Annotated in this window: 18 protein-coding genes, 2 pseudogenes and 1 riboswitch; of the genes and pseudogenes, 11 read left to right on the forward strand and 9 right to left on the reverse strand. The window is 64.2% G+C overall.

Annotated elements, in window-relative coordinates:
- Positions 1-19 precede the first annotated feature (19 nt).
- The 6 genes and pseudogenes from M0765_RS25960 (at position 20) to M0765_RS25985 (ending at position 4,133) form a co-directional block, all read left to right on the forward strand.
- Positions 20-610 (forward strand): tetratricopeptide repeat protein, encoded by a 591-nt coding sequence (locus M0765_RS25960; protein WP_258506954.1) that lies wholly within the window; start codon positions 20-22, stop codon positions 608-610.
- Between the two features lie 78 nt (positions 611-688).
- Positions 689-1,294 carry a peptidylprolyl isomerase gene (locus M0765_RS25965; protein ID WP_258506955.1) on the forward strand — a complete coding sequence of 202 codons (606 nt, stop codon included), beginning with the start codon at positions 689-691 and terminating at the stop codon, positions 1,292-1,294.
- Positions 1,295-1,324: 30 nt separating this feature from the next.
- Entirely contained in the window at positions 1,325-1,837 is a 513-nt protein-coding gene (locus M0765_RS25970) for a peptidylprolyl isomerase (protein WP_258506957.1), read from the forward strand.
- A gap of 34 nt (positions 1,838-1,871) precedes the next feature.
- A pseudogene (locus M0765_RS25975) lies at positions 1,872-2,642 on the forward strand (UDP-2,3-diacylglucosamine diphosphatase).
- Positions 2,643-2,650: 8 nt separating this feature from the next.
- Positions 2,651-3,442 carry a M90 family metallopeptidase gene (locus M0765_RS25980; RefSeq protein ID WP_258506958.1) on the forward strand — a complete coding sequence of 264 codons (792 nt, stop codon included), beginning with the start codon at positions 2,651-2,653 and terminating at the stop codon, positions 3,440-3,442.
- A 94-nt stretch (positions 3,443-3,536) separates the two neighbouring features.
- Positions 3,537-4,133, forward strand: coding sequence for a hypothetical protein (locus M0765_RS25985; RefSeq protein WP_258506960.1), 597 nt, complete (start codon positions 3,537-3,539; stop codon positions 4,131-4,133).
- Positions 4,134-4,223: 90 nt separating this feature from the next.
- Here the strand turns inward: M0765_RS25985 and M0765_RS25990 are convergent.
- Positions 4,224-7,141: pseudogene (locus tag M0765_RS25990) on the reverse strand (DUF349 domain-containing protein).
- A gap of 130 nt (positions 7,142-7,271) precedes the next feature.
- Positions 7,272-11,081, reverse strand: coding sequence for a DUF748 domain-containing protein (locus M0765_RS25995; RefSeq protein WP_258506962.1), 3,810 nt, complete (start codon positions 11,079-11,081; stop codon positions 7,272-7,274).
- Positions 11,082-11,674: 593 nt separating this feature from the next.
- On the opposite strand from M0765_RS25995, the gene M0765_RS26000 reads away from it, so the two are divergent.
- The 5 genes from M0765_RS26000 to M0765_RS26020 all read left to right on the forward strand — a co-directional run bounded on the left by M0765_RS26000 (position 11,675) and on the right by M0765_RS26020 (position 15,515).
- Positions 11,675-12,535 carry a lytic transglycosylase domain-containing protein gene (locus M0765_RS26000; protein ID WP_258506963.1) on the forward strand — a complete coding sequence of 287 codons (861 nt, stop codon included), beginning with the start codon at positions 11,675-11,677 and terminating at the stop codon, positions 12,533-12,535.
- 41 nt (positions 12,536-12,576) lie between these two features.
- A riboswitch (ZMP/ZTP riboswitch) is annotated at positions 12,577-12,703 on the forward strand.
- Between the two features lie 41 nt (positions 12,704-12,744).
- The gene (gene glyA, locus M0765_RS26005; RefSeq protein ID WP_258506967.1) at positions 12,745-13,989 is read left to right on the forward strand and encodes a serine hydroxymethyltransferase; all 1,245 of its coding nucleotides are present in this window, start codon (positions 12,745-12,747) and stop codon (positions 13,987-13,989) included.
- Positions 13,990-14,008: 19 nt separating this feature from the next.
- Positions 14,009-14,452 carry a transcriptional regulator NrdR gene (gene nrdR, locus M0765_RS26010; RefSeq protein WP_007836918.1) on the forward strand — a complete coding sequence of 148 codons (444 nt, stop codon included), beginning with the start codon at positions 14,009-14,011 and terminating at the stop codon, positions 14,450-14,452.
- Between the two features lie 236 nt (positions 14,453-14,688).
- Entirely contained in the window at positions 14,689-14,859 is a 171-nt protein-coding gene (locus M0765_RS26015; protein WP_258506973.1) for a hypothetical protein, read from the forward strand.
- Positions 14,860-15,053: 194 nt separating this feature from the next.
- On the forward strand, positions 15,054-15,515 hold the full coding sequence (locus M0765_RS26020; RefSeq protein ID WP_258506974.1) for a hypothetical protein: 462 nt from the start codon (positions 15,054-15,056) through the stop codon (positions 15,513-15,515).
- Here the strand turns inward: M0765_RS26020 and M0765_RS29320 are convergent.
- The 7 genes from M0765_RS29320 to M0765_RS26055 all read right to left on the reverse strand — a co-directional run bounded on the left by M0765_RS29320 (position 15,452) and on the right by M0765_RS26055 (position 22,520).
- A complete protein-coding gene (locus tag M0765_RS29320; RefSeq protein WP_446751614.1) occupies positions 15,452-15,907 on the reverse strand; it encodes a septal ring lytic transglycosylase RlpA family protein in 456 nt (151 codons plus the stop codon). The two genes, M0765_RS26020 and M0765_RS29320, sit on opposite strands and share 64 nt — an antisense overlap.
- 917 nt (positions 15,908-16,824) lie before the next feature.
- Positions 16,825-17,691, reverse strand: a complete 867-nt coding sequence (locus tag M0765_RS26030) for an AP2 domain-containing protein (protein WP_258506977.1) — start codon at positions 17,689-17,691, stop codon at positions 16,825-16,827.
- 125 nt (positions 17,692-17,816) lie between these two features.
- Complete coding sequence (locus M0765_RS26035) at positions 17,817-18,227, reverse strand: hypothetical protein (protein WP_258506979.1); 411 nt, start codon at positions 18,225-18,227, stop codon at positions 17,817-17,819.
- 226 nt (positions 18,228-18,453) lie between these two features.
- Positions 18,454-20,199 (reverse strand): ShlB/FhaC/HecB family hemolysin secretion/activation protein, encoded by a 1,746-nt coding sequence (locus M0765_RS26040; protein ID WP_258508465.1) that lies wholly within the window; start codon positions 20,197-20,199, stop codon positions 18,454-18,456.
- 41 nt (positions 20,200-20,240) lie between these two features.
- Positions 20,241-20,843, reverse strand: a complete 603-nt coding sequence (locus tag M0765_RS26045; protein ID WP_258506981.1) for a hypothetical protein — start codon at positions 20,841-20,843, stop codon at positions 20,241-20,243.
- Positions 20,844-20,855: 12 nt separating this feature from the next.
- Positions 20,856-21,749, reverse strand: coding sequence for an immunity 49 family protein (locus M0765_RS26050; RefSeq protein WP_258506983.1), 894 nt, complete (start codon positions 21,747-21,749; stop codon positions 20,856-20,858).
- A gap of 114 nt (positions 21,750-21,863) precedes the next feature.
- Entirely contained in the window at positions 21,864-22,520 is a 657-nt protein-coding gene (locus M0765_RS26055; RefSeq protein WP_258506985.1) for an immunity 49 family protein, read from the reverse strand.
- Between the last annotated feature and the right edge of the window lie 159 nt (positions 22,521-22,679).

A 22,679-nucleotide genomic window follows, 5' to 3' on the forward strand; every position in this document is an offset into this window, starting at 1 on the left:
CCAATCTTGCCGAGGCTTCATGAAGCACGTCGCGTTCTCCAAACTCTCCATCGCCTTTGCACTGCTCTTCAGCCTGTGGGGTTCCGCCGCGTACGCCAACGACTACGACGACGTCAACACGCTGCTGCGCCAGGGCAAGTCGAACGAAGCGCTTGCCAAGGCCGATGCCTACATTACCGGCAAGCCGCGCGATCCGCAGATGCGCTTTCTGCGGGGCGTGATCCTCACCGAGCAAAAGAAGCAGAACGAGGCCATTGCCGCGTTCACGCAGCTGACGCAAGACTTCCCGGAACTGCCCGAGCCCTACAACAACCTGGCCGCGCTGTATGCGGCGCAGAGCAAGTTCGACCAGGCGCGCGCCGCGCTGGAACAGGCGCTCAAGCTCAACCCGAACTACGCCACCGCGCATGAAAATCTCGGCGACGTGTACGCGCGCCTGGCTGCCCAGGAGTATGTGCGTGCGCAGCAATTCGCCAGCACCAACGCCAGCGTGGCGCCCAAGCTCTCGCTGATCCGCCAGATCTTCAACCCGAAGACCGAGGCGCAAGCCGCAACGCTGCCGCCGCCCCCGGCGGAAGTTCGCAAGCCGGTCGGCCGTCCGAGCAAGTAACCGGCCGCACGTGCACCTGGCCACGGCAGCTTGCGTTGCCGGGCCCGCACCCCACATCATTCGCACACGGAGCTTTCCTTGACGATCCAAGCCTTGTTCAATTTCCCGTCCACGCGATTCAGCCGCCGCGGTGCGCTCGCGCTGGCCGCCGCCCTCGCCTTTGCCGGTGCCGCACACGCGCAGCAGCCCGGGCCTCGCGTGAAGCTCGCGACCTCGGCCGGCGACATCCTGGTCGAACTCGACCAGGCCAAGGCACCCAAGACGGTCGAAAACTTTCTGCAGTACGTCAACGACAAGCACTACGACGGCACGGTGTTCCACCGCGTGATCGACGGCTTCATGATCCAGGGCGGCGGCTTCACGGCCGAGATGCAACAAAAACCCACGCGTCCGCCCATCGCCCTCGAAGCCAACAATGGCCTGAAGAACGACAGGTACACCATTGCCATGGCGCGCACCGGCAACCCGAATTCGGCCACCTCGCAGTTCTTCATCAACGTGAAGAACAACGACTCGCTCAACGCGCCCAACCCGGACGGCTACGGCTACACCGTGTTCGGCCGCGTGGTGGCCGGCACCGACGTGGTCGACAAGATCCGCGCTGTTCAAACCGGTAACAAGGGCGGCATGCAGAACGTGCCGCTCGAGCCCATCATCATCAAGTCCGCCACACTGGCGAAGTAATTTCCGAACATCCGAAAGAAGGACTCCCTCATGAGCAACCCCAAAGTCGAACTGCACATCAAGAACTACGGCGTGATCACGCTCGAGCTCGACAGCGCCAAGGCCCCCAAGTCGGCCGAGAACTTCGTCAGCTATGTGAAGAACGGTCACTACGACAACACGGTGTTCCACCGCGTGATTCCGGGCTTCATGGTGCAAGGCGGCGGCTTCGAACCCGGCATGAAGCAAAAGCCCACGGGCGCCGAAATCGAGAACGAAGCCAACAACGGCCTCAAGAACGACAACTACACCGTTGCCATGGCCCGCACGAGCGCCCCGCACTCGGCCACCGCCCAGTTCTTCATCAACGTGGCCGACAACGGCTTCCTGAACCACACCGCTCCCTCGGCCCAAGGCTGGGGCTACGCGGTGTTCGGCAAGGTCACCAGCGGCACCGATGTCGTCGACAAGATCAAGGCCGTGAAAACGGGCCGCAAGGGCTTCCATGACGACGTGCCGCTCGAAGACGTCGTGATCGAAAAGGCTGTCGTCGTCTCCGAATAACGATCGGCAAGAGCAGGCGGGGCGCGACAGCGGCATGGCGGCAAATCCGGCTTTCAAGGAGCTGCTCGCCCCGCCCACGTGGCGCACCGTCGACCTCATTTCCGACCTGCATCTGCAGGCCGGCGAGCCCGCCACCTTCGAGGCTTGGCAGGGCTATTTGCAGACCACACCGGCCGATGCGCTGATCATCCTCGGCGACCTGTTTGAAGTGTGGGTGGGCGACGATGCCGCCGCCCCGCCCGGCTTCGAGGCGCAGTGCGCCGAGCTGCTGCGCCGCACGGCCGAACGGTTGCCGGTGTACTTCATGCACGGCAACCGCGACTTCCTCGTGGGCCCGGCGCTGGCGGCGCAATGCGGCTTCACGCTGCTGGACGACCCCACGGTGCTGGTGCTGCACGGCGAACGCTGGCTGCTGAGCCACGGCGACATTCTTTGCCTGGACGATACCGACTACCTCAAGTTTCGCGCCCAGGTGCGCACGCCCGAATGGCAGGCCGCGTTCCTGGCCAGGCCGCTGGCCGAGCGCCGGGCGCTCGCACGATCGATGCGTACGCAAAGCGAAGACCGCAAGCGCGACCCGTCGGCGCTCTGGGCCGATGTGGATGGCGGTGCAGCACGCCAATGGCTTGGGCAGGGCGCGCGCGCACGCTGGTGCACGGCCACACGCACCGGCCCGCCGACCACGACCTGGGCGAGGGCCTCAAGCGCATGGTGCTGAGCGACTGGGACGCGGCGGCCCATCCGCCGCGCCGCGCAGCTGCTGTGCCTTTCACCCGCCGGCGCGCAACGCGTCGATCTGCGCTAACCACCGCAATGTTCAAGTGGCTGCGCCGGTTGCGCGCCCTGCCCCCGATTCCGGAGGCTGCCTGGCAGGCGACGCTCGAGCGCTATGCCTTTCTGGGCGAATTGCCTCACGCCGCACAACAGCGTCTGCGCACCCTCACCGCCGAATTCCTGCGCGACAAGGAATTCCATGGCACGCAGGGCTTCGTCATTACCGACGAGGTCGCGCTGGCGATTGCCGCGCAGGCGGTGCTGCCGGTTCTGAACCTGAAGGGCGGCCTGGACTGGTACGACGATTTTGTCGGCATCGTGGTGCATCCGTCGGAGGTCGTTGCGCGGCGCAAGATCGTCGACGAAGCGCAGGTGGTGCACGAATACGACGAGGTGGTGGCCGGCGAGGCCATGGATCGCGGCCCGGTAATGCTGAGCTGGCAGGACGTTCTCGCCAGCGGCATCACCACGGGCGGCGGCTACAACGTCGTGATTCACGAGTTCGCCCACAAGATCGACATGCGCGCAGGCGATGCCGACGGCTGCCCGCCGCTGCCGCCGGGCTTTGCGGGCAAGAAGAGCGCACGCGAGGCTCGCGCCGCCTGGCTCGCGGTGCTGCAGCCCGCGTACGAAGACTTTCGCGAGAAGACGATCCTTGCCGACCGCTTCGGCGCCGAGCCGCCATGGCTCGACGACTATGGCGCGACATCGATCAGCGAGTTCTTCGCAGTGGCCTGCGAGGCCTACTTCGTGAACCGTCCGAACTTCGCGCGGGACTTCCCCGCGGTGGTGGCGCTGTTCGATGAATTCTTTCTTCCTAAACAGGGCTGATCGCCCGCCAATTCTTCATTCTTTGCTACCTATTCAGTAGCAGTTTGCCCCTTAACATCGGTGGGTTATCAACTCACCGAAAAAGGTCAACAACATGAGGGATTGGTTCTATCAGCTCACGGGCAAGGCATGGATCGCGCTGCTCTTCGGCATCGGCATCCTGGGCTGGGCAGCCTATGCGCAGTTCAAGGCGGGCGCCGACACGCACGGCACTGCGGTGGAAGACCTGGTCGCCAAGAGCGGCACGATCGTCAGCGGCAGCGAGATCACCGAGACGACCAAGCGCCGCCGCGGCGGCACCACGACGCGCCACTACTTCGTGCTCGACGCGAAGCTCGCCGACGGCAGCATCGAGAAATGGCGCGTCGACCATGCCATCGGCCGGAGCAAGGTCGAGCCGCTGATCGACGAAGGCATCGAAGTGCGCATCGATCCCTCGGACAACAACCTCGTGTACGAGGCCAAGCTCAAGGGCAAACCGGTGGTCGCGCTCGCCGACGTACAGAAGATCATGGAGAACAAGGACAAGGTCGCAGCATCGATGGCCACGGACAAGATCACGCTGATCGTCGGCGCCGTCGCCCTGCTGCTGGGCATCGGCGGGCTGTTCGTCCGGCGCCGGATGGCGAGCGGCCATGCGGCCGAGCAGGCGGCCACGGTCCAGACGCCCATGATCGGCGAGAAAGTCTGATCCACGCGATTTCATCGCACCCATGAAAAAGGCGCCCGGGGCGCCTTTTTCATGCATGGCCGTCAGGCGGTGCGGCGGCGGGTGCGCACCTTACTTGCGCAGCAGCGCCTTCAGCGCGTTCTGCAGGCGGCGTGCGCTGGCTGCATCGTGCGCGGCAGCCAGCACCTTGCCGGCGTCTTGGCCCCAGGTTTGCGCCGGCGGGGATCGCCACGCTTCGTCAGCAGCTTGAGCTGCAGCGCACGGCGTGCGTCGAGCTGCTCGGCAGGCGTCGGCACTTCGGCGGCCATTTCAAGGCGCAGCAGCGCTTCGGCGGCTTCATCGGGTGCGGCCTTGGGCGCCGAACCGATGGCCTGAGACCAGCCGGTACGCACCGCGGGCGTTACCGCGCGGCCCAGCTCCTGAACGCTGGGCAGCTTGGACGCGTCGCGCTGCTCCCATGCGCCGAGCACTTGCGTGAGCGCTTCGCCGTGGGCCTGGGCCGCCAGCTTGCGCAGCGCCATGTCCGCACGCTCGAGGGCTTCGCGCTGCGCGCGGAAGGCCGCGTCGCCGAGCCGCGGACCACGGTCTTCGAAGCGCGGCGGACGGTCGCCGAAGCGTCCGGCCGGTGCACCGCGATCGCCGCGGTCGCCACGTCCATCAGCGCGAGGTGCCCCGCGCTCGCCAGGACGACCAGGGCCGCCCGGGCCCGGACGGGCGCCATCGCGCCGGTCGCCGAACCTGCCGCCTGTACGGGCTGCCGGGGCCGCTTCGGCCTTCTTGTTGCCGGGCCGGTCGTCGCCGCGCACGGCAACCACCGGCTTGGGAGCCGGCTTCGGCGGTGCGGGCGGGGCCTTGGCTTCTTCGGCCGCAGCAGGCTCGCTGCCTTCGTGTGCAGCGCTATCGGCTCGCGCCGATGCATCTGCACCGTCGGCAGGGGCTACCAGATCGGGATTGGCAGCAGGTGCCGATTCGGCGCGCGTGCCCGGCAAGGCTTCCGCGTCGCTCGAGCCCGGGGCCTGTTCGGCGCTCTCGCCGAATTCGGCCGCGGCCTGCCCGGGTGCGACCACCTCGGTAGCGCCGACCGAAGGTCCGTCGCTGGAGGCCGCGGGTGCCGGTGGGGGCGCCTCGCCGCGCAGCGCGGCTTCGAGCCGGGCGATGGCGGCACGAATCTTCTGCACGTCGCCGCCGGCATTGGCAGCGTCAAGCGCCTTGGACGCCTCGAGCACATGGCGGTCGTGTTCGCTCATTGCGGTCGCGGACTTCTCGCGCTCCGCCGTCTTGCGATTGAAGGCTTCGTCGATGGGTGCGCGGAACGCGTCCCACAGCTTCTGTTCGTGGCGGCGGTCGAGCGGCACGCTCTGGGCCTCCGCCTGCCAGCGCTGCTGCAGCGCCTTGACGGCATCGATGCGCAGCATGGGCTGGGCGCCCAACTCGGCGGCCTCGGCGATCATGGCCTGGCGTCGTTCGATGCTGGCCTTTTGCGCCGTCTCGAAAGGTGCGCGCGCGGCGCCGAATGCTTCGTTCCACTGCGGCTGCAGCTCGGCGAAGACCTTCTCGCCCACGTGGCCGGCATCGCGCCAGCGGTCGGCAAACTGGTGCAGCGCGCGGTTGTGCGCCTTCAGGTCGGAGGGGGTGGCATGCTCGGCCGCCCAGGCCTTGACCTCTTCGATCAGCGCCACGCGGTGGGCGCGGTGCTCGGCCGCATCGGCGCGAACCTTTTCGAGCCAGGCTTCGACCACCTTGTGGGCTTCGTTGCAGGCTTCGTCGAAGCGCTTCCACAGCGCATGGTTGGGCACGCCGCCCTGGTCGGCCTGCTTCCACTGGTCGCGCAGCGACCGCAGCGTTTCCTGCATCTTGCGGCCGCCGAGGGCCTGGCCTTCGGGGCGCTTGAGCAGGCCCTCAGCCTTGGCAACGAGGTCTTCGCGCACCTTGTCGGCGCTCCAGCGCTGCCAGCCTTCGAGTTCGCCGGCCGCCACCAGCGCCGCATGCACGCGTGCTTCGAGCGGGGCATCGACAAGCTTGCCATGTTCCTTCAGCACCGCGCGCAGCGCAGCGGCCGCACCGGCGCTGGCCTTGCCGTGGCCTTCGGCGGTTTCCTGCTCGAGCTTGGCAAGGGCCGCTTGCACGGCGTCTTGCGCGGCTGCGCGCACTGCGGGGTCGACCTTGGGTGCGGCCGGCTTGGCGGGCGCGGCCTTGGGCGCCACTACTTCACCGCGCGCCGCGCGCAGCTCGTCGGCCCACACGGGCACCGGCGGCAGGGGCGCCGCGGAGTCTGCAGCCGCGGCTTGCGCCTGGGCCAACGCCGCATGGAACGCATCGGACACGACCAGCAATTGGGCCTTCGACGATTCGAGCTGCGGGGCAAACCTCGCGTCCAGGCTGGTCCAGTTTGCATCGGCCGTGATGTCGGCAGCCTGTTGCTGCCAATGGGTCACGTCGGCACGCAGCGATTCTTCGGCGGCCTGGGCGTCCTGCCAGCCCTTGGTCGAGAGCACTTCGAAGCGCTGCGCGAGCAGCACGGCGGCTTCGCGGTGCACTTGGGCACGGTGCTGCAGGTCTTCGATGCCCTTCACGCGCTCGGCGAGTTGCACCTTGAAACCAGCCAGCGGCTCGCGCGACAGCGGCGCGCCGGCCTTGGCGGCATCGCGCTGCCAGGCGAGCGCATCGGCAATGTTGAGCTTGGACTGGCCCAGCAACGCCTCGGCCTTTTGCGCCCATTCGGCGGCAATGGCTTCCTGGCCCTTGGCCCGCTTGAGTTCGTCGAGCTTTTCGCGCAAGAGGCGCGCCGCGCCCTTGTCGCGGCCGCTCAGCTCCTTGAAGACTTCCTGCATCTGCTCGGGCGCGGGGTTGCCCGCGAGCCAGTCGCGGATGCGCGCGGCGCGCTCGCCCGAGGTTGGCGCGGTGAAGGCGCCGCCGGTGAGCGTGTCGAGGGCCTGGAGGTCGTGTGGCTTGGAAGAAGTAGAGGTCACTTGCGCGAGATCGTTGTCTGAAGAGAGAAAGCGAAGGCGCCGGCAAAGGCCGGCGCACATCGACATTTTCACCCAGTTGTGGCGGGCGGTTGAATTCCATGCCGGGACAGCAGCCAAATAGCTGCCGGAAGGCCCGGGCGGCGGCCTACATATATAGCGGGCCGGCGCAAAAAACCAAGTGCTCTTCTGCCTACTTCATGGCCAGGTTGAGTTCGGCGCCCGGTTTCCAGTCGGCACCGCTTGCCTTGGTTTTCACGGCGCCAAGGAACAGGCGCTCGCTCGGAAGCTTTTGCGCCAGGAGGTAGTCGCGCACCACGGCGCCGCGCTCCACGGCCAGTTGCCGCATCGACTCTTCATCGACCGGAATGCTCGTGATCAGCAGGTTTTCCATTTCCTTCACCGGCAGGTCCTTGGCCAGCCCGACCATGTTGCGCGGCTTGGTGATGTCGGCGCGCTTGTACACGGCGGTCAGGAGTTCGGGGTATTCGGCATCGGTGACCGGCGGCACGTCGGTGCCCGCCTGGCCGCCACGCACGGCCGCACGCCGCTTCTCGGCCTGGGCCAGTTGGCGCAGGCGCTGGCGCTGGTAGGCATCGCGCTCCTGCTCGAGGCTGGAAGTGCCGACCACCGTCATCTGGAGGGTCGGACGCTCCGTCAAGGCCTTGGCGACCTTGTCCAGGCTTTCCTTGGCGCTCGCGCTGAGCACCGAACTGCCAGGTTCGAAGGTGACGGTACTCGATTCGCCGCTGCCCCCGCCGAGCCCACCGGTCAGCAGGCTGAACGGCGATGTCGCCGCCTTGACAATGAGGTTGACGATCGCCTTGAAGATCAGCGGGCCGATGCTGAACTGCGGATCGTTGAGCGAACCGCGCAGCGGCAGGTCGACGTCGATCACGCCGTTGCGGTCGGCCAGCAGAGCCACCGCCAGCCGCACTGGCAGGCTGTTGGGTGCGCCCTGCACTTCGTCGCCGAACTGCAGCTGGTTGAGCACCAGCTTGTTGGTGGCCGTGAGCTGGCCGTCGGCCGCAATCTTGTAGTTGACGTCCATGCTCATCTTGCCGCGCTCGATGCCATGGCCCGAATAGCGCACCGAATAGGGCGACAGCGGCGCCAAGTCGAGATCCCGCATCTTGGCCGTAATGTCGAGCTCGAGCGGCTTGGCCAGCGGATTGAGCTTGCCGGTGATTTCCAGCGCCGCCGTCTGCTGCGCCTTGCCGCGCAATTCCAGGTCCGCCAGCGCCGGACGGCCGCTCTCGCCCTTCGGCGGATTCGACGAGAAGGAACTGAGCTTGCCGGTCAATTCGCTCAGGTCGGCCGAGTAGTTGGGCTTGACGAACAGGTCAGTGAAGTCGATGCGCCCGTTGACCAGGCTCATCGGGCCGAAGTTGATGACCGGCTTGGGCCCGGTGTCGGCTTCAGCCTGCGCCGTTGCAACAGGCGCCGAAGCCGGCCTGGCCGGCTCGGGGCTGCCGCCGACCATGGCTTCGGCCGACGCCGGGGCGCCGCCGGACTGCGGCAGGGGCGCCGTGGTGGTGCTGGTTCCGCCCAGGCTCCTGCGGGTCTTTGCCTCGGCACTGGTTGCCGCCGCGGCATTGCCTTCCGCCTCACCCTTCTTGGTCAGGTTCAGCAGGTTCAGCCGCCCGGTGGGGTCGACGATCACACGGGCAAAAAAGTCGGTCAGGGTGGTTTCGCGCACGTCCACCGCCGGCGGCGCGTTGGGCGCCATGCTCACCTGCAGGCCGCGCAGGCTCAGCGTCTTCCAGCTCAGCAGCTGGTTGGTGTTGCGGTCGAAACCGGGCGACTGGGTCAGCGAGATGCTGTTGGCGCGGAAATCGTCGAGCGCGGTGTCTCCGGCCAGCTTCAGCGTCATGCCGGCCGGTGCGCTTGCATAGCGCACGGTGCCGCGATAGCTCGCGAACGCGCGGCGGATGTCCACATTGAGGGCATCCGCGTAGTAGGCCTTGAAGGCATGGGCGGGAAACGACGCCACTTCGAGCCGGCCTTCGGCCGAAAGCGGCTTCAGCACCACATGGCCCTTGTAGTCGAAGCGGCCCGGCTCGGCCCGCCGCGAGCCGATGCGTCCTGAAATCTGCAGCGGCGACACCGTGCTGGTCTCGGGCGCGACCTTCTGCGCGTTCAGGTTGAGCGCCGTGATCTCGACCGCCACAGGCGTTGCGCTGGCCTTGTCCGCATATGAAAGCGTGCCGTTGTCGACCGCGAGCGTGCCGATGGTCAATGCCCACGGCTTGGTGTTGGCGCCCGGCGCTGCGGCCGCCGACCCGGCGCCCGCGGGCTTGGGCGCGGCCACCTTGGCCTCTGCCGCCGCGCCGCCGGCGGGCGTCTTCAACCAACGCTCGAACATCCAGCGCTTTTCGCTGTCGCGTTCTATATGTACCTTCGGGTTGGTGGCGGTGAACGAGGCCACGTTCAGCGTGTGCTTCGTCATGTCGACCTCGGCGTCGACCAGTTCGAAGCGGCCGACGCTCGCCAGGGCGGTCTTCGCCTGGGTGAGCGCCAGGCCGTCGGCGGCGAGGCGCCGGGCCTTGAACTTGAGGTCGGGCTGGGCCCAGGCGATGTCGATCTGTCCGCTGAGCTTGCCGTCGAGCGTCGGCTCCAGGCTTTGCGCCAGATAAGGAGCCGCCAGCGACAGCGGCAGCGCCTCGACTTCTGTCTCTACGTTGGCCGCCTTGTCGGTGGCGTTGCCCTTGAACTTGAGCGTTGCGCCCGCTACGGCGGTGCTGCCGTTGAACTGGGCCGGCTTTTCCATGGGCCAAGTCACGCCGGTCACATCGAGGCCGAGCGCGCTCAGGTCGACCACCGCTGCAGGCTTGACGGTTTCGTCGCGCCAGCCGATGCGCCCGCCGCTGAGCGAGAGCTTGTCGACCTGGACCTTGAGCTTCGGTTTTTCAGGTGCCTTGCCGGCCGGAGCACTTGCCGCGGCAGCGGGAGCGGCGGCTACTTTTTCGGCAGCCCCGGTGGCCGGATCGGTGGCCAGCAGGTTGAGCTGGCCCTTCGCATCGCGGGCGACCGCAAGCTGCGGACTGGAGAGCGCAACTTCGCTCAGGTGGAATACCGATTCCAGCGGGCGCACGTCGGCCAGCGCCAGCTTGAGCGACTCGAACGCCAGCAAGTCGCGGCCCCGTGCATCGCCCAGCTTGGCGCCGCGGGCTTCGATGGTGCCGGTGATCTTCAGGCCGGGCGCGGGAGCCTGGGCAAAGTCGATCTTCAGGTCGGCGTCCAGGCTGCCGGCTTGCAGCTTCACCGGCAAGCCGCCGGGTATGTAGCCCAGGTACGGCACCAGGTCGAGCCCCTTGAACTGCACATGGGCGTCGGTCTTGCGGCTTTCGGCGAACGGCGTCGTGAGCGCTGCCGAGTCGAACTTGCTGCCGTTGAGGGTGAAGGCAAGCTTGGGCTCGGTGTTGATGTCGCGCTTGGAAGCCAGGTTGCTCAGGAACGGCACGTTCAGCACGAAGTCGCGCAATTCGTGCTTGCGCTTGACGGTCTGGTCGTCGAAATCGACGGCGCCGTTCTTGATGGATATGTTGTAGATAGCGAAGCGCGCGGGCTCGGCCTTGGGATCGGGCGGCGGGCCGGCCGCGAGCTTGGCCACGATGTCGTCGATGTCGTACTTGCCGTCGGCAAGGTGCGTGAGGAGGATGGCCGGCGACTCGACCGACACCGCATCGATCACGGGCGCCAGGCGCAAGAGCGACTGCAGCTCGGCATCGGCGTAGATTCGCTTGATGGCCACTTGGGGCCGGCTACCGTCGGCCGTGGCAATGCTCAGATCGTTCAGCGCGAGCTCGAGGGTCCAGGGCTTGAAGTCGATCTTGCCCACGGTAACCTGCCGGCCGAGCTTCTCGCTTGCGATCTTCTGGATCTGGCTCTTGGCGATGGGCGGAACAGCCAGCCACGCAATGACCCACAAGGCCAGAAGAACCAGCAAGGCGACGATCCCACGCCGCATCCATTTGTTTTGTTTGAGCGAAGCTACATCCATCGCGGGAGTGTGCCGCAAAGAGAAGCAAAGCCAGAAACAAGAAAGCCCGGCAATTCGACGAAAGTCTCATTACCGGGCTTGATGGCGGGCATAAGACCCATGCCATCGTTTCGCGCGACTGGAAGTCAATGGTTCCTGCCGTGCTGGCAGCAAGAGATTGCCGCCATGGATCCTCCATCGTTCGAGCCCTTGACTTGCACCTCGGGCTGCCGGATTTCGGAAAACCGCCTGAGAACTCAGGCGTGTTCAGATTAGGCGCCGCACGGCTGCATTGCAATGCCTGGCCCCAAGGGATTTCCCTCGTCCTTCGAATCAAAAAGTTGGATTTGTTTAAATATGTAATCACATAAGGAAATAGATTCTTATGCTTGACCGAGTATTTAGCCACGCTAGAATCCGCCTGCCCCTGGCCTGCCCCAGACCCAGCAGGGGCCCCTGAACCCGCTGCCGAATTCCCCCGGCTTGATCAGGTCGCCGCGCCCTCACCCCTACACCTCCATGCGCGGAGCCTGATTCGTACCAATCAAGCGCCGCTGCCTTCATCCGTCGCCCTCCGGGCGCTGCGATCAGGTGCCGCATAGAAAGGAAGAGCGATGAACAAGGCGTTTGATGCCACAGCCCGCGGGCTAAGGACCTTTGCGTCCGATGTGGCAGACGGCTTTTTTGAGATCACCCACAACGGGTTTGCACTGGTCGGCCTGGCTATTGTGTTTGCGGCTCTCGCCCTGGTGGCACGGCCCGATCTGCGCCAGACCGGCGAAGAGCAGCTCATGGGCTGGCTCCAGTCGCGCAAGCCCGCGCCCGAGCCCACCGACCTGGAGCCGACCGCGATTGTGCGCACCACGGCCGCGAGCCCCGGCGACCTGCCCAAGCAGCAGGCCGCGGTGGCCTACTGGCTCAGCAAGAAGTACCGCGTCGCGGCCGAGCCCCTCAGCGTGCTCGTCGCAGAGGCGTACCAATTGGGCAAGCGCACCAAGCTCGACCCGACGCTGATCCTGGCCATCATGGCGGTCGAATCGAGCTTCAACCCGTTCGCCCAGAGCCACGTGGGCGCGCAGGGCCTGATGCAGGTCATGACCCGCGTGCACGGCGACAAATACGAAAGCGCCGGCGGCACGCTCACTGCTTTCGACCCCGTGACCAACATGCGCGTCGGCGTGAAAGTGCTGCAGGAATGCATCGCCCGCGCCGGTTCGCTCGAAGGCGGCCTGCGCTACTACGTGGGCGCAGCCAATCTCGACGACGACGGCGGCTATGCCAACAAGGTCCTCGCCGAGCACGAGCGGCTGCTGCAGGTGGCCAATGGCCGCAATCCTCCGACCACGACCGCGCCCTCGGCGCCCATCGTTCGCGCGCAGCCAATCCCCATCGCTGTACCGCCGAAGCCGGAGCAAGCGGCCGAGCCGGTGGTGGCCGATCCTCAAAAAGTCGCACTGCTTTCCGAGGTTTCCTGAGCCCCTGCCCCATGGGCAAAACCATGGGGTGAGCTACACTCCGTTCCGTACGCGACTGGCGATAGGCGCAGCACCTCCAAAGGTGCCACGCGCTGACGTGGAATACCACTGGGAAGCGTGCCGCCTGGCATCCATTCAGGCGTTCAGCCGTTCGCCTGGGCAGCCCTTGTTTGGTTGAAGAACAAGGACCTCGTCTTCAAAGGACTGCCATGTACCAACGCAATATCCTGGTCGAACAGACCGATCCCGAAATCTGGGCTGCCATCCAGGCCGAAAACGCGCGCCAGGAACACCACATCGAGCTCATCGCGAGCGAAAACTACGCCTCGCCGGCCGTCATGGCCGCGCAGGGCTCGCAGCTCACCAACAAATACGCCGAAGGCTATCCGGGCAAGCGCTACTACGGCGGCTGCGAGCATGTCGACGTGGCCGAGCAGCTGGCCATCGACCGCATCAAGCAGATCTTCGGCGCCGACGCCGCCAACGTGCAGCCGCATTGCGGCGCATCGGCCAACGAGGCCGTGATGCTGGCCTTCTTGAAGCCCGGCGACACCATCATGGGCATGAGCCTGGCCGAAGGCGGCCACCTCACGCACGGCATGCCCCTCAACATGAGCGGCAAGTGGTTCAACGTGGTGAGCTACGGCCTGGACGCCAACGAAGCCATCGACTACGACGCGATGGAGCGCAAGGCGCACGAGCACATGCCCAAGCTCATCATCGCCGGCGCCTCGGCCTATTCGCTGCGCATCGATTTCGAGCGCTTCGCCAAGGTGGCCAAGGATGTGGGCGCGATCTTCATGGTCGACATTGCTCACTACGCCGGCCTGGTAGCCGCGGGCGTGTACCCCAACCCCGTGCCGCATGCCGACGTGGTGACCTCCACCACGCACAAGAGCCTGCGCGGCCCGCGCGGCGGCATCATCCTGATGAAGTCGCAGCACGAGAAAGCCATCAACAGCGCGATCTTCCCGGGCCTGCAAGGCGGTCCGCTGATGCACGTGATTGCCGCCAAGGCCGTCGCGTTCAAGGAAGCCATGACGCCCGAGTTCAAGGCCTATCAGCAGCAAGTGGTCAAGAACGCCCAGATCGTGGCCGACACCCTCACCGAGCGCGGCCTGCGCATCGTGAGCGGGCGCACCGAAAGCCACGTGATGCTGGTCGACCTGCGCTCCAAGGGCATTACCGGCAAGGAAGCCGAAGCCGTGCTGGGCGCCGCCCACATGACGATCAACAAGAACGCGATCCCCAACGACCCTGAAAAGCCGATGGTGACCAGCGGCGTGCGCATCGGCACCCCCGCCATGACGACGCGCGGCTTCAAGGACGAAGAAGCCCGCATCACGGCGAACCTGGTGGCCGACGTGCTCGAGAACCCGCGCGATGCGGCCAACATCGACGCAGTGCGCGCCAAGGTGCACGCGCTCACGAGCCGCTTCCCTGTCTACCGCTGATCCCGCAAGACCTGGCCGCATGAAATGCCCTTTTTGCGGTCATCTTGAAACGCAGGTCGTCGAGACCCGCGTTTCGGAGGACGCCGACTTCGTGCGCAGGCGCCGCCAGTGCAGCGCCTGCGACAAGCGCTTTACAACGTACGAGCGGCCGGACGTCAACTTTCCGGTCGTTGTGAAGAAGGACGGCAGCCGCGCCGACTTCGACTCGACCAAGGTGCGTGCCTCGATGATGCTGGCGCTGCGCAAGCGGCCGGTGAGCATCGAGCAGATCGACAACGCGCTGCTGCGCATCGAGCAGAAGCTGCTGGCCAGCGGCCTGCGCGAAATCGATTCGACCAAGGTCGGCGAGCTCGTCATGCGCGAGCTCAAGAAGCTCGACAAGGTGGCCTACGTGCGCTTTGCCTCGGTGTACCGCAGCTTCGAGGACGTGGACGAGTTCAGGCAGCTGTTGCGGGACATTTGAGCAAGAGGCGTCGAGGCAAGCCCCCGGCGCCAGTTCATTTGCCACCGCTGCCGCAGACGCCGCTTCCGCAGTCGCCCCGCACATCGGGGTTGCAGACGCTGGCGCGGCCCGATGCCGACACCACGATCGACGCCCTGCGGCCCGACTAGGCCTTCAGCGCGAGACATCCGGCGCCGAAGCCCTTGTCGCCATCTGTCAATTCTGAACACGCAGCTAAAGATGGCGCTGCACGGGTTGTGAAAGCGATCCTGTACATCGAGATTTCTTGTCTTTCGGAGCTCACCAACCTTGCGCTCCAAGGCTGCGATCTTCGCTTCGTAGCCGGCCACAAGAGCCGCCTCGACCTCCTCGTTGCTGAGTTCGCCGCGGTCGAACTGCGTCAGCCACATCTGGATGAGGTTGGCTGAGAGGGCGTACTTCCGCTGGGCATCGCGCCGACCTAGAACGCCAGAGCGAATGTCATGGCACAGCTGCAGCCTGAACTGCGCAGAGTGCCTGCGATACGGACCTCTTGAGGACTGACGAACAGCTGAGAACCGTCACCCCCATTCGCCTAGGCACCGAAGCCTTCAGCCCGAGAAGCAAGCCATTGGAAAGTTCTATGACGTTGCCGAAGCCTAAAAATGCTGAAGCGAACTTTCGCGAGGCCTTCGAGGGCCTCAAGGTGGACGCAGGCAAGCTACTCCCGATGGGTACGCCCGTTAGTCAGAACAATGTGGCCAAGGAGGCGGGCTGCGACTCTACTGCGCTCAAGAAGGCCCAGTTTCCCGTCCTTGTTGCGGACATCCAGGCATACGTGAAGAACCAAGTCGGCGAAAGAGCTCCGTCCGAGCGTCAACGCCTTCTGAAGCAACGGCAGCGATCCCGTACTGCACAGGAGACTATCCAGGACCTGAAGGCACAGCGCGATGCCGCGGCCTCATTGCTGGTGGAGTCGAACGCCCGGATCAGCATTCTCACGCGCAAGGTCCGAGGCTTGGAAACTCGTCCTGAGGAACTTCAGTCCAAAGCCCGCACCTTGCCAAGACGAACAACCTCCACCTGCATCGTGCCAACGCGCTGAAGACCGAGCGACAAGGCCGCCGCATACGACAGGTCGATGATGCGATTGCGGATGAATGGCCCGCGATCATTGATTCGAACCACCACCGATTTCTGGTCGCCGGTCGATGTCGATATGCGGGCATAGCTTCCCAATGGAAGCGTGCGATGTGCGGCCGTCAACTCATTCATGTTGAAAACCTCCCCGCTCGCTGTTCGACGGCCATGGAATGGTCTGCCATACCATGAGGCGATGCCACGCTGAGCAGCTCTCGATTCCACTGCGCGTTGCACGTCGGCCCGAGGCGACACTTCCTCATCAGGTAGAGGGGCAATGTATGGCTCAGGGTCTTGGACCGAAGGCACGACGGCATTTGCCACAACACTCTGGCTATTTTGATCAGCCAACGCCACCTGAGCTTGGGCATTCGCCCCTTCAGGATGCAACTGAGCACATCCGCCCAAGACCCCACACAGCCCGGCGGCCAATAGAAATAGAAGAGGCTTTTTCCTTGCGACCGAGTCTTCTTTTTTCGCACGAAGTGTTCAATCGCACTGGTTGCTGCAGGAGCAGCGCTCTCTCGTGAACGAGCACGAGGGGCCTTCATGGAACTGCCGCTGATCGACAATATTGTTTGATGTAGCACATCAGGCGCAATCAACGGCGTTCAACTACGGCTGCGGCTGCGGCTGCGGCTGCGGCGACGAGGCGGTGAAGTCGATTGGTTCTGACAGGGGTGCTGTGGAGGGAAGCGCAGAGATCAGGATCAAAGCAATCCCGAAGGCGGTAACAGTGATGGCGGTTTTCAAAATTCTTCTCTATCGTGTTCAAACGGCTGTGGTAGCCGGGGCCGAGATGATATGCACCACCATCCCTGTTGGGTCGGCGCTTTGTGTGCGAAATGACCGAATCGGAATGGCACACTGATCGCTTTGCGTAACTGCCATCGGGGATCGTGAAAAATTTCACCCGACCCGCTGCGGTGCTGAATTCTCTGACTCCCCGATTGTTTGATTTGCCACGATCCGATCGCTTGCGCGTCGAACGTTTCCAGTACTTGGAAATCTGCTTGCACAATGCGGCCACTCGCTCAGCGCGCGGCGTCCACTGCCTCTACGCGGCACGCGTCTTTCCCGCGATGCACCGTCCGCTCGAAGCAGCGCACCGCCCTCGCGCGCGCAGCCGCCTCCAGGGCCTGCCGCTCCCGGACCGCCTGCACCTGCGAGTGCGCCAGCTAGGCGACCGTGAGGACCTGCAGGACCGCGACACCGATCAAGGCGCCCAGGAGGAAGGGGCGCCGGCTTCGCTGGGGCGAATGCGGAGGGCTCATTCAAGCCGAGGGCTCTGCCCGAAGCTGCGCTTTCCGCTCGAGCTGCGCGCGGCGCGCATCGATCGCCAGCAAGCGGGCCTTTTCATTGCCGTGCGTTGTCACGGAGAACCATTCGACGACGTACCGGCCGTCGATTCCGCCCGTCTTGGCCAGCCAGTAGCGGGGCAACCCATCGGCGCCCTTGACGCACGAGACCCCGGGAATGCCCGAGCTGTTGTTTTTTCTGAGAATCTCGACGACGGGAATGGGCTCGGGCAGCGTTCGTTTCGACCTGGACGCCGTGGCCTTGGCGGCATTCGGCGCCTTCTGTGTAGTCGCCCTCACGCGTGCTTCGGCGGGATGAACGTTCCGCAGTCCTTTCATGGCCTCCAGTTGCTTCTCGCGCTCCGCAATCGCCAGACACTCGGCCTGTGCCGCGCCATAACGGCCCACGCCGAAGGACTTGGTCAGCAGGCGATCCGCGCTCACACGGGTGATCGCGTGCCAGCTCATGATTTCGCCCTTGGCGTTGAAGCGGAAGGTCACGCCGGAGACGCCGCTCTTGTTGGTGGTGCGCAGTTTCTGCGCCAGGTCGCTGCGCTCGGGCGGCAGATGGTTGCGCACGATCTCGTCCCGACAGGCCTGCGCGCACGCCAGTGCAGCGGCCTCGCCGCCATACCGGCTGAAGGCGAAGCTCCTCATGAACCGCGTTCCCGCGCGGCTCAGGGTGACTCGCCAGCTGTTGGCTACGCGGAAGATGCCGTACATCGCCGGCACGTTGTAGAAGTCGCGGCCACCCGACGCCGATGGCGCCTCGTGCGTGTTCCCGGGCCCTGGACCTGCGTTCGCGCCGACATCGCTTGCCGAGAGGGATTCGCTCTGCTTCATGCTGCTTGCTCTGATGTGGATTTCAGCCGATGCCAGGCCTCGATTGGACGGAGTGCTCTTGCGCTTCGTCTCCTGAGCTTTCCATGCTTGGGGCGAGCGTTTTGGCGCTATGGTCGCCCGCGTTCTCAATGGAATTCGAACCGCTGGTCCTTGACCACATGGTGCTTGCCCCAGTGAAAATTACATACCCTGGCGACTTCCGCCCCGTCCTTGCTCTCGGGCAGACAGCCGCCAACGATCTTCACGACCTTCCCACCTTGTTGGGACAGCGGAAGCTCGATGGTGAGACCCTCGGGAAGAGCATGCGTCAGTTCGACTTGCTCGGCGTAATCGTCGATGAGTGCAAAGATCGGTGCACCGTCGACGCGCAGCATGTAGGTGTCGTGTTGGAACGCTGCACCGCGCACGAGGCACATCTCGACACGCGATTTCTCGACTTGCTGACTTCGGCACTCCGGCGCCGGCTTCGGCTGTGCATGAACCATCGGCGCGATGAGCGATCCCGCGATGGTGAGAAGGATGAGGTACTTGCGCATGGGATCTGAAGTTTTTGTGGATTTGAAAGACACAAGGCGCCGGCCGAGTCGGCCATCACCGGACGGCCCTGGCTTCTAGCCCGAGAGGCCAGAGAACGACGCCTCGCTTGAGGCGTTATGCCCTATGGACTGCCGCCGCGCCGCAGCCATGCAGTGCGCCGATTGCGAGCAAGGCAACGGCCTTCGCGATCACTTGTTTTTTCATTTTCTTGATACTCCCTGTGGTTTAGAAACTTGCGTTCAGATTGAATCCAAAGGTGGTCCTGGCCGTGCGATACCCCTGCGGCTTGCTGATGGGCGCCCCCATGAAGAAGTCATAGCTCAACTTGCTCCACTGCCCTCGCACCCCGACCACCGCACCCGCCAGGCTGCGGCCGAGTTGGTCGGCCGTCGAGCGCCCGCCCACATGCCCGTAGTCGGCGCCGACATACAGCTCCGCCCCGCTCTGGCCCATGGCCCACCCGATGTCGTTGCGAATCAGCCAGCCCCGCTCGCCCATGAGGCTCGTCTCGCCGTCGAAACCGCGCACCGTGTAGCGCCCGCCGATGGCGAACCGGTCCTGCGACATCAGCGGCGTGCGGTTCCACTGCGCGCGCACCAGCCCCGAATAGCGCAGCTTCTGCGCCCCCAGCTTGAAAGGCGCATTCAGGCTCACCTCGGCCGTGTACAGCTTCATGCGCGAGGTGCCGTCCAGCGGCTCGGCGGGGTTGTCGCGGTGGTAGATCTCCTGCGGCGAGGTCCGGGCGCCAAAGCCGCCCGTGCCATGCTTGAACGCCAGCGTGCCCTCCAGCGTGGCCTCGCCGATGAACTCCTTGTGGTTCAGGCCGAGCTCCCAACCTCCCACCACCTGGTGCTGCACTGGCACTTCCGTGTCCTCGATGATGCTGCGCGACTCCCTGCGGAAGCCCTTGAGCGCCAGCGTCGTCTTGCGGCTCTGGTCGCGGTACAGCAGGCGCGAGAGCTTCACTTCGGCGTTGTTGGACTTGCCGGCATAGGTGATCGGGCCGTTGAAACTCTCCACGCTCTGGTGGTACTGGCTGTTCGAGGCCGTGAACCCCAGCATCCAGTAGCCGTACGGCAGCGAGTAATGCACCGTCTGGCCCTCGGTACCGTAGCTCGGCTCCGAGAGAAAGTGGCTGTTGATGCTGTGGTTGGCGCTCAGGTAGAACAGGTCGTTCAGCCCGAAGGGGTTGTCCACCGACACCGTGGCGCCGGCCTGGTAGCGGCCCGTGGCCTCGGTGCCGCTGTCGTCCAGGCTCAGGGCCACGCGCCACTTCCGGGCCTGCACGTACTTGACCACCAGGTCGCTGTCGCCCGGCCTGGCGTTGGGCGCGGTTGAGGGCTCGATCTGGATGTCGGCCTCGGCCGTGGGGGCGCGCTTGAGGTTCTCCAACCCCTGCTCGATGTCGCGCAGGTTCAGCAGGTCACCCGGCCGGGCCGGAATGGCCGAACCCAGCAAGGCGCCGCTGCCCAGCAGCGTGGCCGAAGAATCCGGCGTCAGGCGGATGGCCGCGATGCGCCCGGGCACCAGCGACAGGGTCAGGGTGCCGGTGGAAAGATCCTGCGGCGCGGCCAGCACGCGGGTGGTGACAAAGCCGCGCGCAATCGCCGCCTGCTGGGCGCGCGCGAGCACCACGTTCACGCCCGCCGTGCCCAGGCAGCGGCCGATCGGTGAATCGTTGCCATCAGGACCGGACAGATCAGAGACCGCCCACTGGAAGGCCTCGGCCTGCTCGCCGACCAGCAGCACGCGGTCGATGCGAAAACACGGGGCTTCGGTCTCGGGAATGCGTGCCACCGGTGCAGGCGGCGCGGCCTGCAGGCGTTGGTCGACGGTGCGCTCGTTCTGCTCGCGCAGGGCGCGTTCGCGTTCCTGCTGGCGTTGTTGCTCGATGAAGGATTGGGGCGTTGTCGGGGTCTGCTGCGCGACCGCCCACAACGGAGAAGCGGCGAGGGCCACGGCCACCGCCATGCGCGTGCGCCGAGGCACGATCGAGGAATGCACCATGGTGATCAGCGCCGGAATTCGACCGTGCGAACCGCCGAGGGCTTGCCGGAGAAGCCGCTCACCGCGCCATCGGCGCCGAAGAGCACATCGACCGACTCGTCTTCCTGCACTGTCCAGTAGCGCCAGGTATTGGCGTTCAGATCCTTGGTGTCGTTGCGCGAGGGATAGCTCAGCGCCATCAGCACCTGGGGCCGGGTCATGCCGACCATGACCTTGGCCGAGTACACGGCCTTCTGCACCTCCGGGCTCCAGTTGGCGAGCGTCAGCTTGGGATCGGCGGGCACCACGATCTGGCGCGCCCAGCGCAGCACGTCTTCCCTGCTGCGCGATGTGTCGTCGCGCAGCGAGACGTAGTCGCTGCCGATGGTGCCGTAGAGGTAGCGGTCCCGCTTCATGGTGTCGAGCACCGCCGGCTCGCCGAACGGCATGATCGGGCCGCCGAGCATATTGGTGCTGGAGACCCAGCCGTAGTCGGGGCGCAGGTTGCAGCAGGTGTAGCCGGTGAGGGGCTGGGTGAGCTTGGTGGCGCAGTCGGACAGGAGGAGAAGGCCTGCCGCGAGGGCTGTGAACGCAGCGATGCGGTGAGGGGAAATGTGTGACAGCTTCATGGTTCTTTTCTGTTATTTCCGGATGCAACCGGATTCATGTCTTCGCGCGCGCCATTTCTCGCGGCAAATCGGTGGAGGGGCTATCCAATCATTGGCTCGGCTTGAGCCAACGACTGACCTTTCCGAGCAACCCTTGTGCAGGGGGACCCAGCCGGGTTTGAGGAACTCGTACTCATCGTCGTAGTGCGCCAACGGCTCTATTGGCATCAACTCCATGGGAACGAGCGGGCTCTCGATCTGCACAGGGATGCCTTTGAGCCAGCAGAGTTTGGCTTCCAGGGTGCCAAGATAGGACATGAAGTCTTCAATCCGAACGTCGACGCTCTTGATGCGAGCATGCTTGTCTTGAATCAATCGCTCTAGACCAGCCTTGTCACGTTTCAGAAGCAGAGAATAAAAATCCTCTCCTTTCGCGCACTCTTCGCGCCAAGGCTTTCTTCCATTCTTGGCCATCTTCTCAATCTTGGTCTGCAGCGCTTCGTGCTCGTCGCGAATCGCGAGCTGCAACATGTGAAGCTCAAATCTTCCCGTTAGAGGATTCCCTCTCTCTCGAATCAACTGAGGGTTCTCTACATTTGCCATCGCATTGATGATCTCGATATTGTCAGATAGAAGCGCATAAAAGCAGTCACCCGGAAGACTGAAATCCGCGCCTCCATCCTGCCCTAAGCTGGCCAACTTCAATTTGCTTGCCACGTAAAAATGTTGCTTCATTGCTTGCGCATTGCCCTCAATAAAGTAGGCGTGCACGCCGCGCGTTTCAGATAGGCCTGCCAAGCCACACAAAATTGATCCGAGCCGAACACTTTTTCGTCGGTGCAAAAACCAGTCCATTTGACGAGGCAGACTGGCTTCCTCTGCATTTAGTACATTTTGCAGCCCCTGTTCTCGAGTCAAATTATTCATGTCAACTTATCTCAATCTGATTTAATGGTTCTTTTCTCCTATTTCCGGATGCGACCAGATTCATGTCTTAGCGCAAGCTATTCCTAGTGGCAAATCCCCGGACGTGTTACCCAATCATTGGCTCGGCTTGAGCCAACGGCTGACCTTTCCGAGCAACCCTTGTGCGGGAGGGACCCATCCGGGTTTGAGGAACTCGTACTCATCGTCGTAATGCGCCAACGGCTCTATTGGCATCAACTCCATGGGAACGAGGGGATTCTCGATTTGCACAGGGATGCCTTTGAGCCAGCAGAGCTTGGTTTCCAGGGTGCCAAGATAGGACATGAAGTCCTTAATGTGAGCGTTGACGCTCTTGATGGGGGCATGCCTGTCTTGAATTAGCCGCTCCAGGCCTGCCTTGTCTCGCTTCAAAAGAAGGGAGTAGAAATCCTGCCCCTTCGCGCACTCTTCGCGCTCTGGCTTTTTGCCATTCTTGGCCAACTTTTCGATCTTGGCCTGCAGCGCTTCATGCTCGTCGCGAATCGCGAGTTGCAGCATATGCACATGAAATCTTGCCCAGAGGGGATTGTCTCGTTCCCGAATAAAATCCGGCGTTTCTACATTCGCCAATGCATTGATGACCTCAATGTTGTCAGATAGGAGGCCATATAAAAAATTGCCCGCGAGATGGAATTCCGCACCCCCGTCCTGTCCCACGCTGGCCAATGTCAATTTGCTTGCCACGTAGAAGTGCTGTTTCAGCGCGCGCGCTACCCTCAACGAAATAGGCATGCACCCCGCGAGTTTCAGATAGGCTCGCGAGACTCGTCAGAACCGCTCCCAGCACTACCTTATTTCTACGATATAAGATCCGTTCAATGTCTTCCGGTCGATCTCTTTCTTCGAGGATCAACAAATCGGTCAACCTTTGCTCACGAGTCCTCATAGTCA

Source organism: Variovorax sp. S12S4 (assembly GCF_023195515.1).
GTDB lineage: Bacteria > Pseudomonadota > Gammaproteobacteria > Burkholderiales > Burkholderiaceae_C > Variovorax.

Bases quoted from the DNA above. Each gene is read 5' to 3' on its own strand.
- M0765_RS25960 (WP_258506954.1), top strand. From the start codon at position 20: ATGAAGCACGTCGCGTTCTCCAAACTCTCCATCGCCTTTGCACTGCTC.
- M0765_RS25970 (WP_258506957.1), top strand. From the start codon at position 1,325: ATGAGCAACCCCAAAGTCGAACTGCACATCAAGAACTACGGCGTGATC.
- M0765_RS25980 (WP_258506958.1), top strand. From the start codon at position 2,651: ATGTTCAAGTGGCTGCGCCGGTTGCGCGCCCTGCCCCCGATTCCGGAG.
- M0765_RS25985 (WP_258506960.1), top strand. From the start codon at position 3,537: ATGAGGGATTGGTTCTATCAGCTCACGGGCAAGGCATGGATCGCGCTG.
- M0765_RS25995 (WP_258506962.1), bottom strand. From the start codon at position 11,081: ATGGATGTAGCTTCGCTCAAACAAAACAAATGGATGCGGCGTGGGATC.
- M0765_RS26000 (WP_258506963.1), top strand. From the start codon at position 11,675: ATGAACAAGGCGTTTGATGCCACAGCCCGCGGGCTAAGGACCTTTGCG.
- glyA (WP_258506967.1), top strand. From the start codon at position 12,745: ATGTACCAACGCAATATCCTGGTCGAACAGACCGATCCCGAAATCTGG.
- nrdR (WP_007836918.1), top strand. From the start codon at position 14,009: ATGAAATGCCCTTTTTGCGGTCATCTTGAAACGCAGGTCGTCGAGACC.
- M0765_RS26020 (WP_258506974.1), top strand. From the start codon at position 15,054: ATGACGTTGCCGAAGCCTAAAAATGCTGAAGCGAACTTTCGCGAGGCC.
- M0765_RS26030 (WP_258506977.1), bottom strand. From the start codon at position 17,691: ATGAAGCAGAGCGAATCCCTCTCGGCAAGCGATGTCGGCGCGAACGCA.
- M0765_RS26035 (WP_258506979.1), bottom strand. From the start codon at position 18,227: ATGCGCAAGTACCTCATCCTTCTCACCATCGCGGGATCGCTCATCGCG.
- M0765_RS26040 (WP_258508465.1), bottom strand. From the start codon at position 20,199: ATGGCGGTGGCCGTGGCCCTCGCCGCTTCTCCGTTGTGGGCGGTCGCG.
- M0765_RS26045 (WP_258506981.1), bottom strand. From the start codon at position 20,843: ATGAAGCTGTCACACATTTCCCCTCACCGCATCGCTGCGTTCACAGCC.
- M0765_RS26050 (WP_258506983.1), bottom strand. From the start codon at position 21,749: ATGAATAATTTGACTCGAGAACAGGGGCTGCAAAATGTACTAAATGCA.
- M0765_RS26055 (WP_258506985.1), bottom strand. From the start codon at position 22,520: ATGCCTATTTCGTTGAGGGTAGCGCGCGCGCTGAAACAGCACTTCTAC.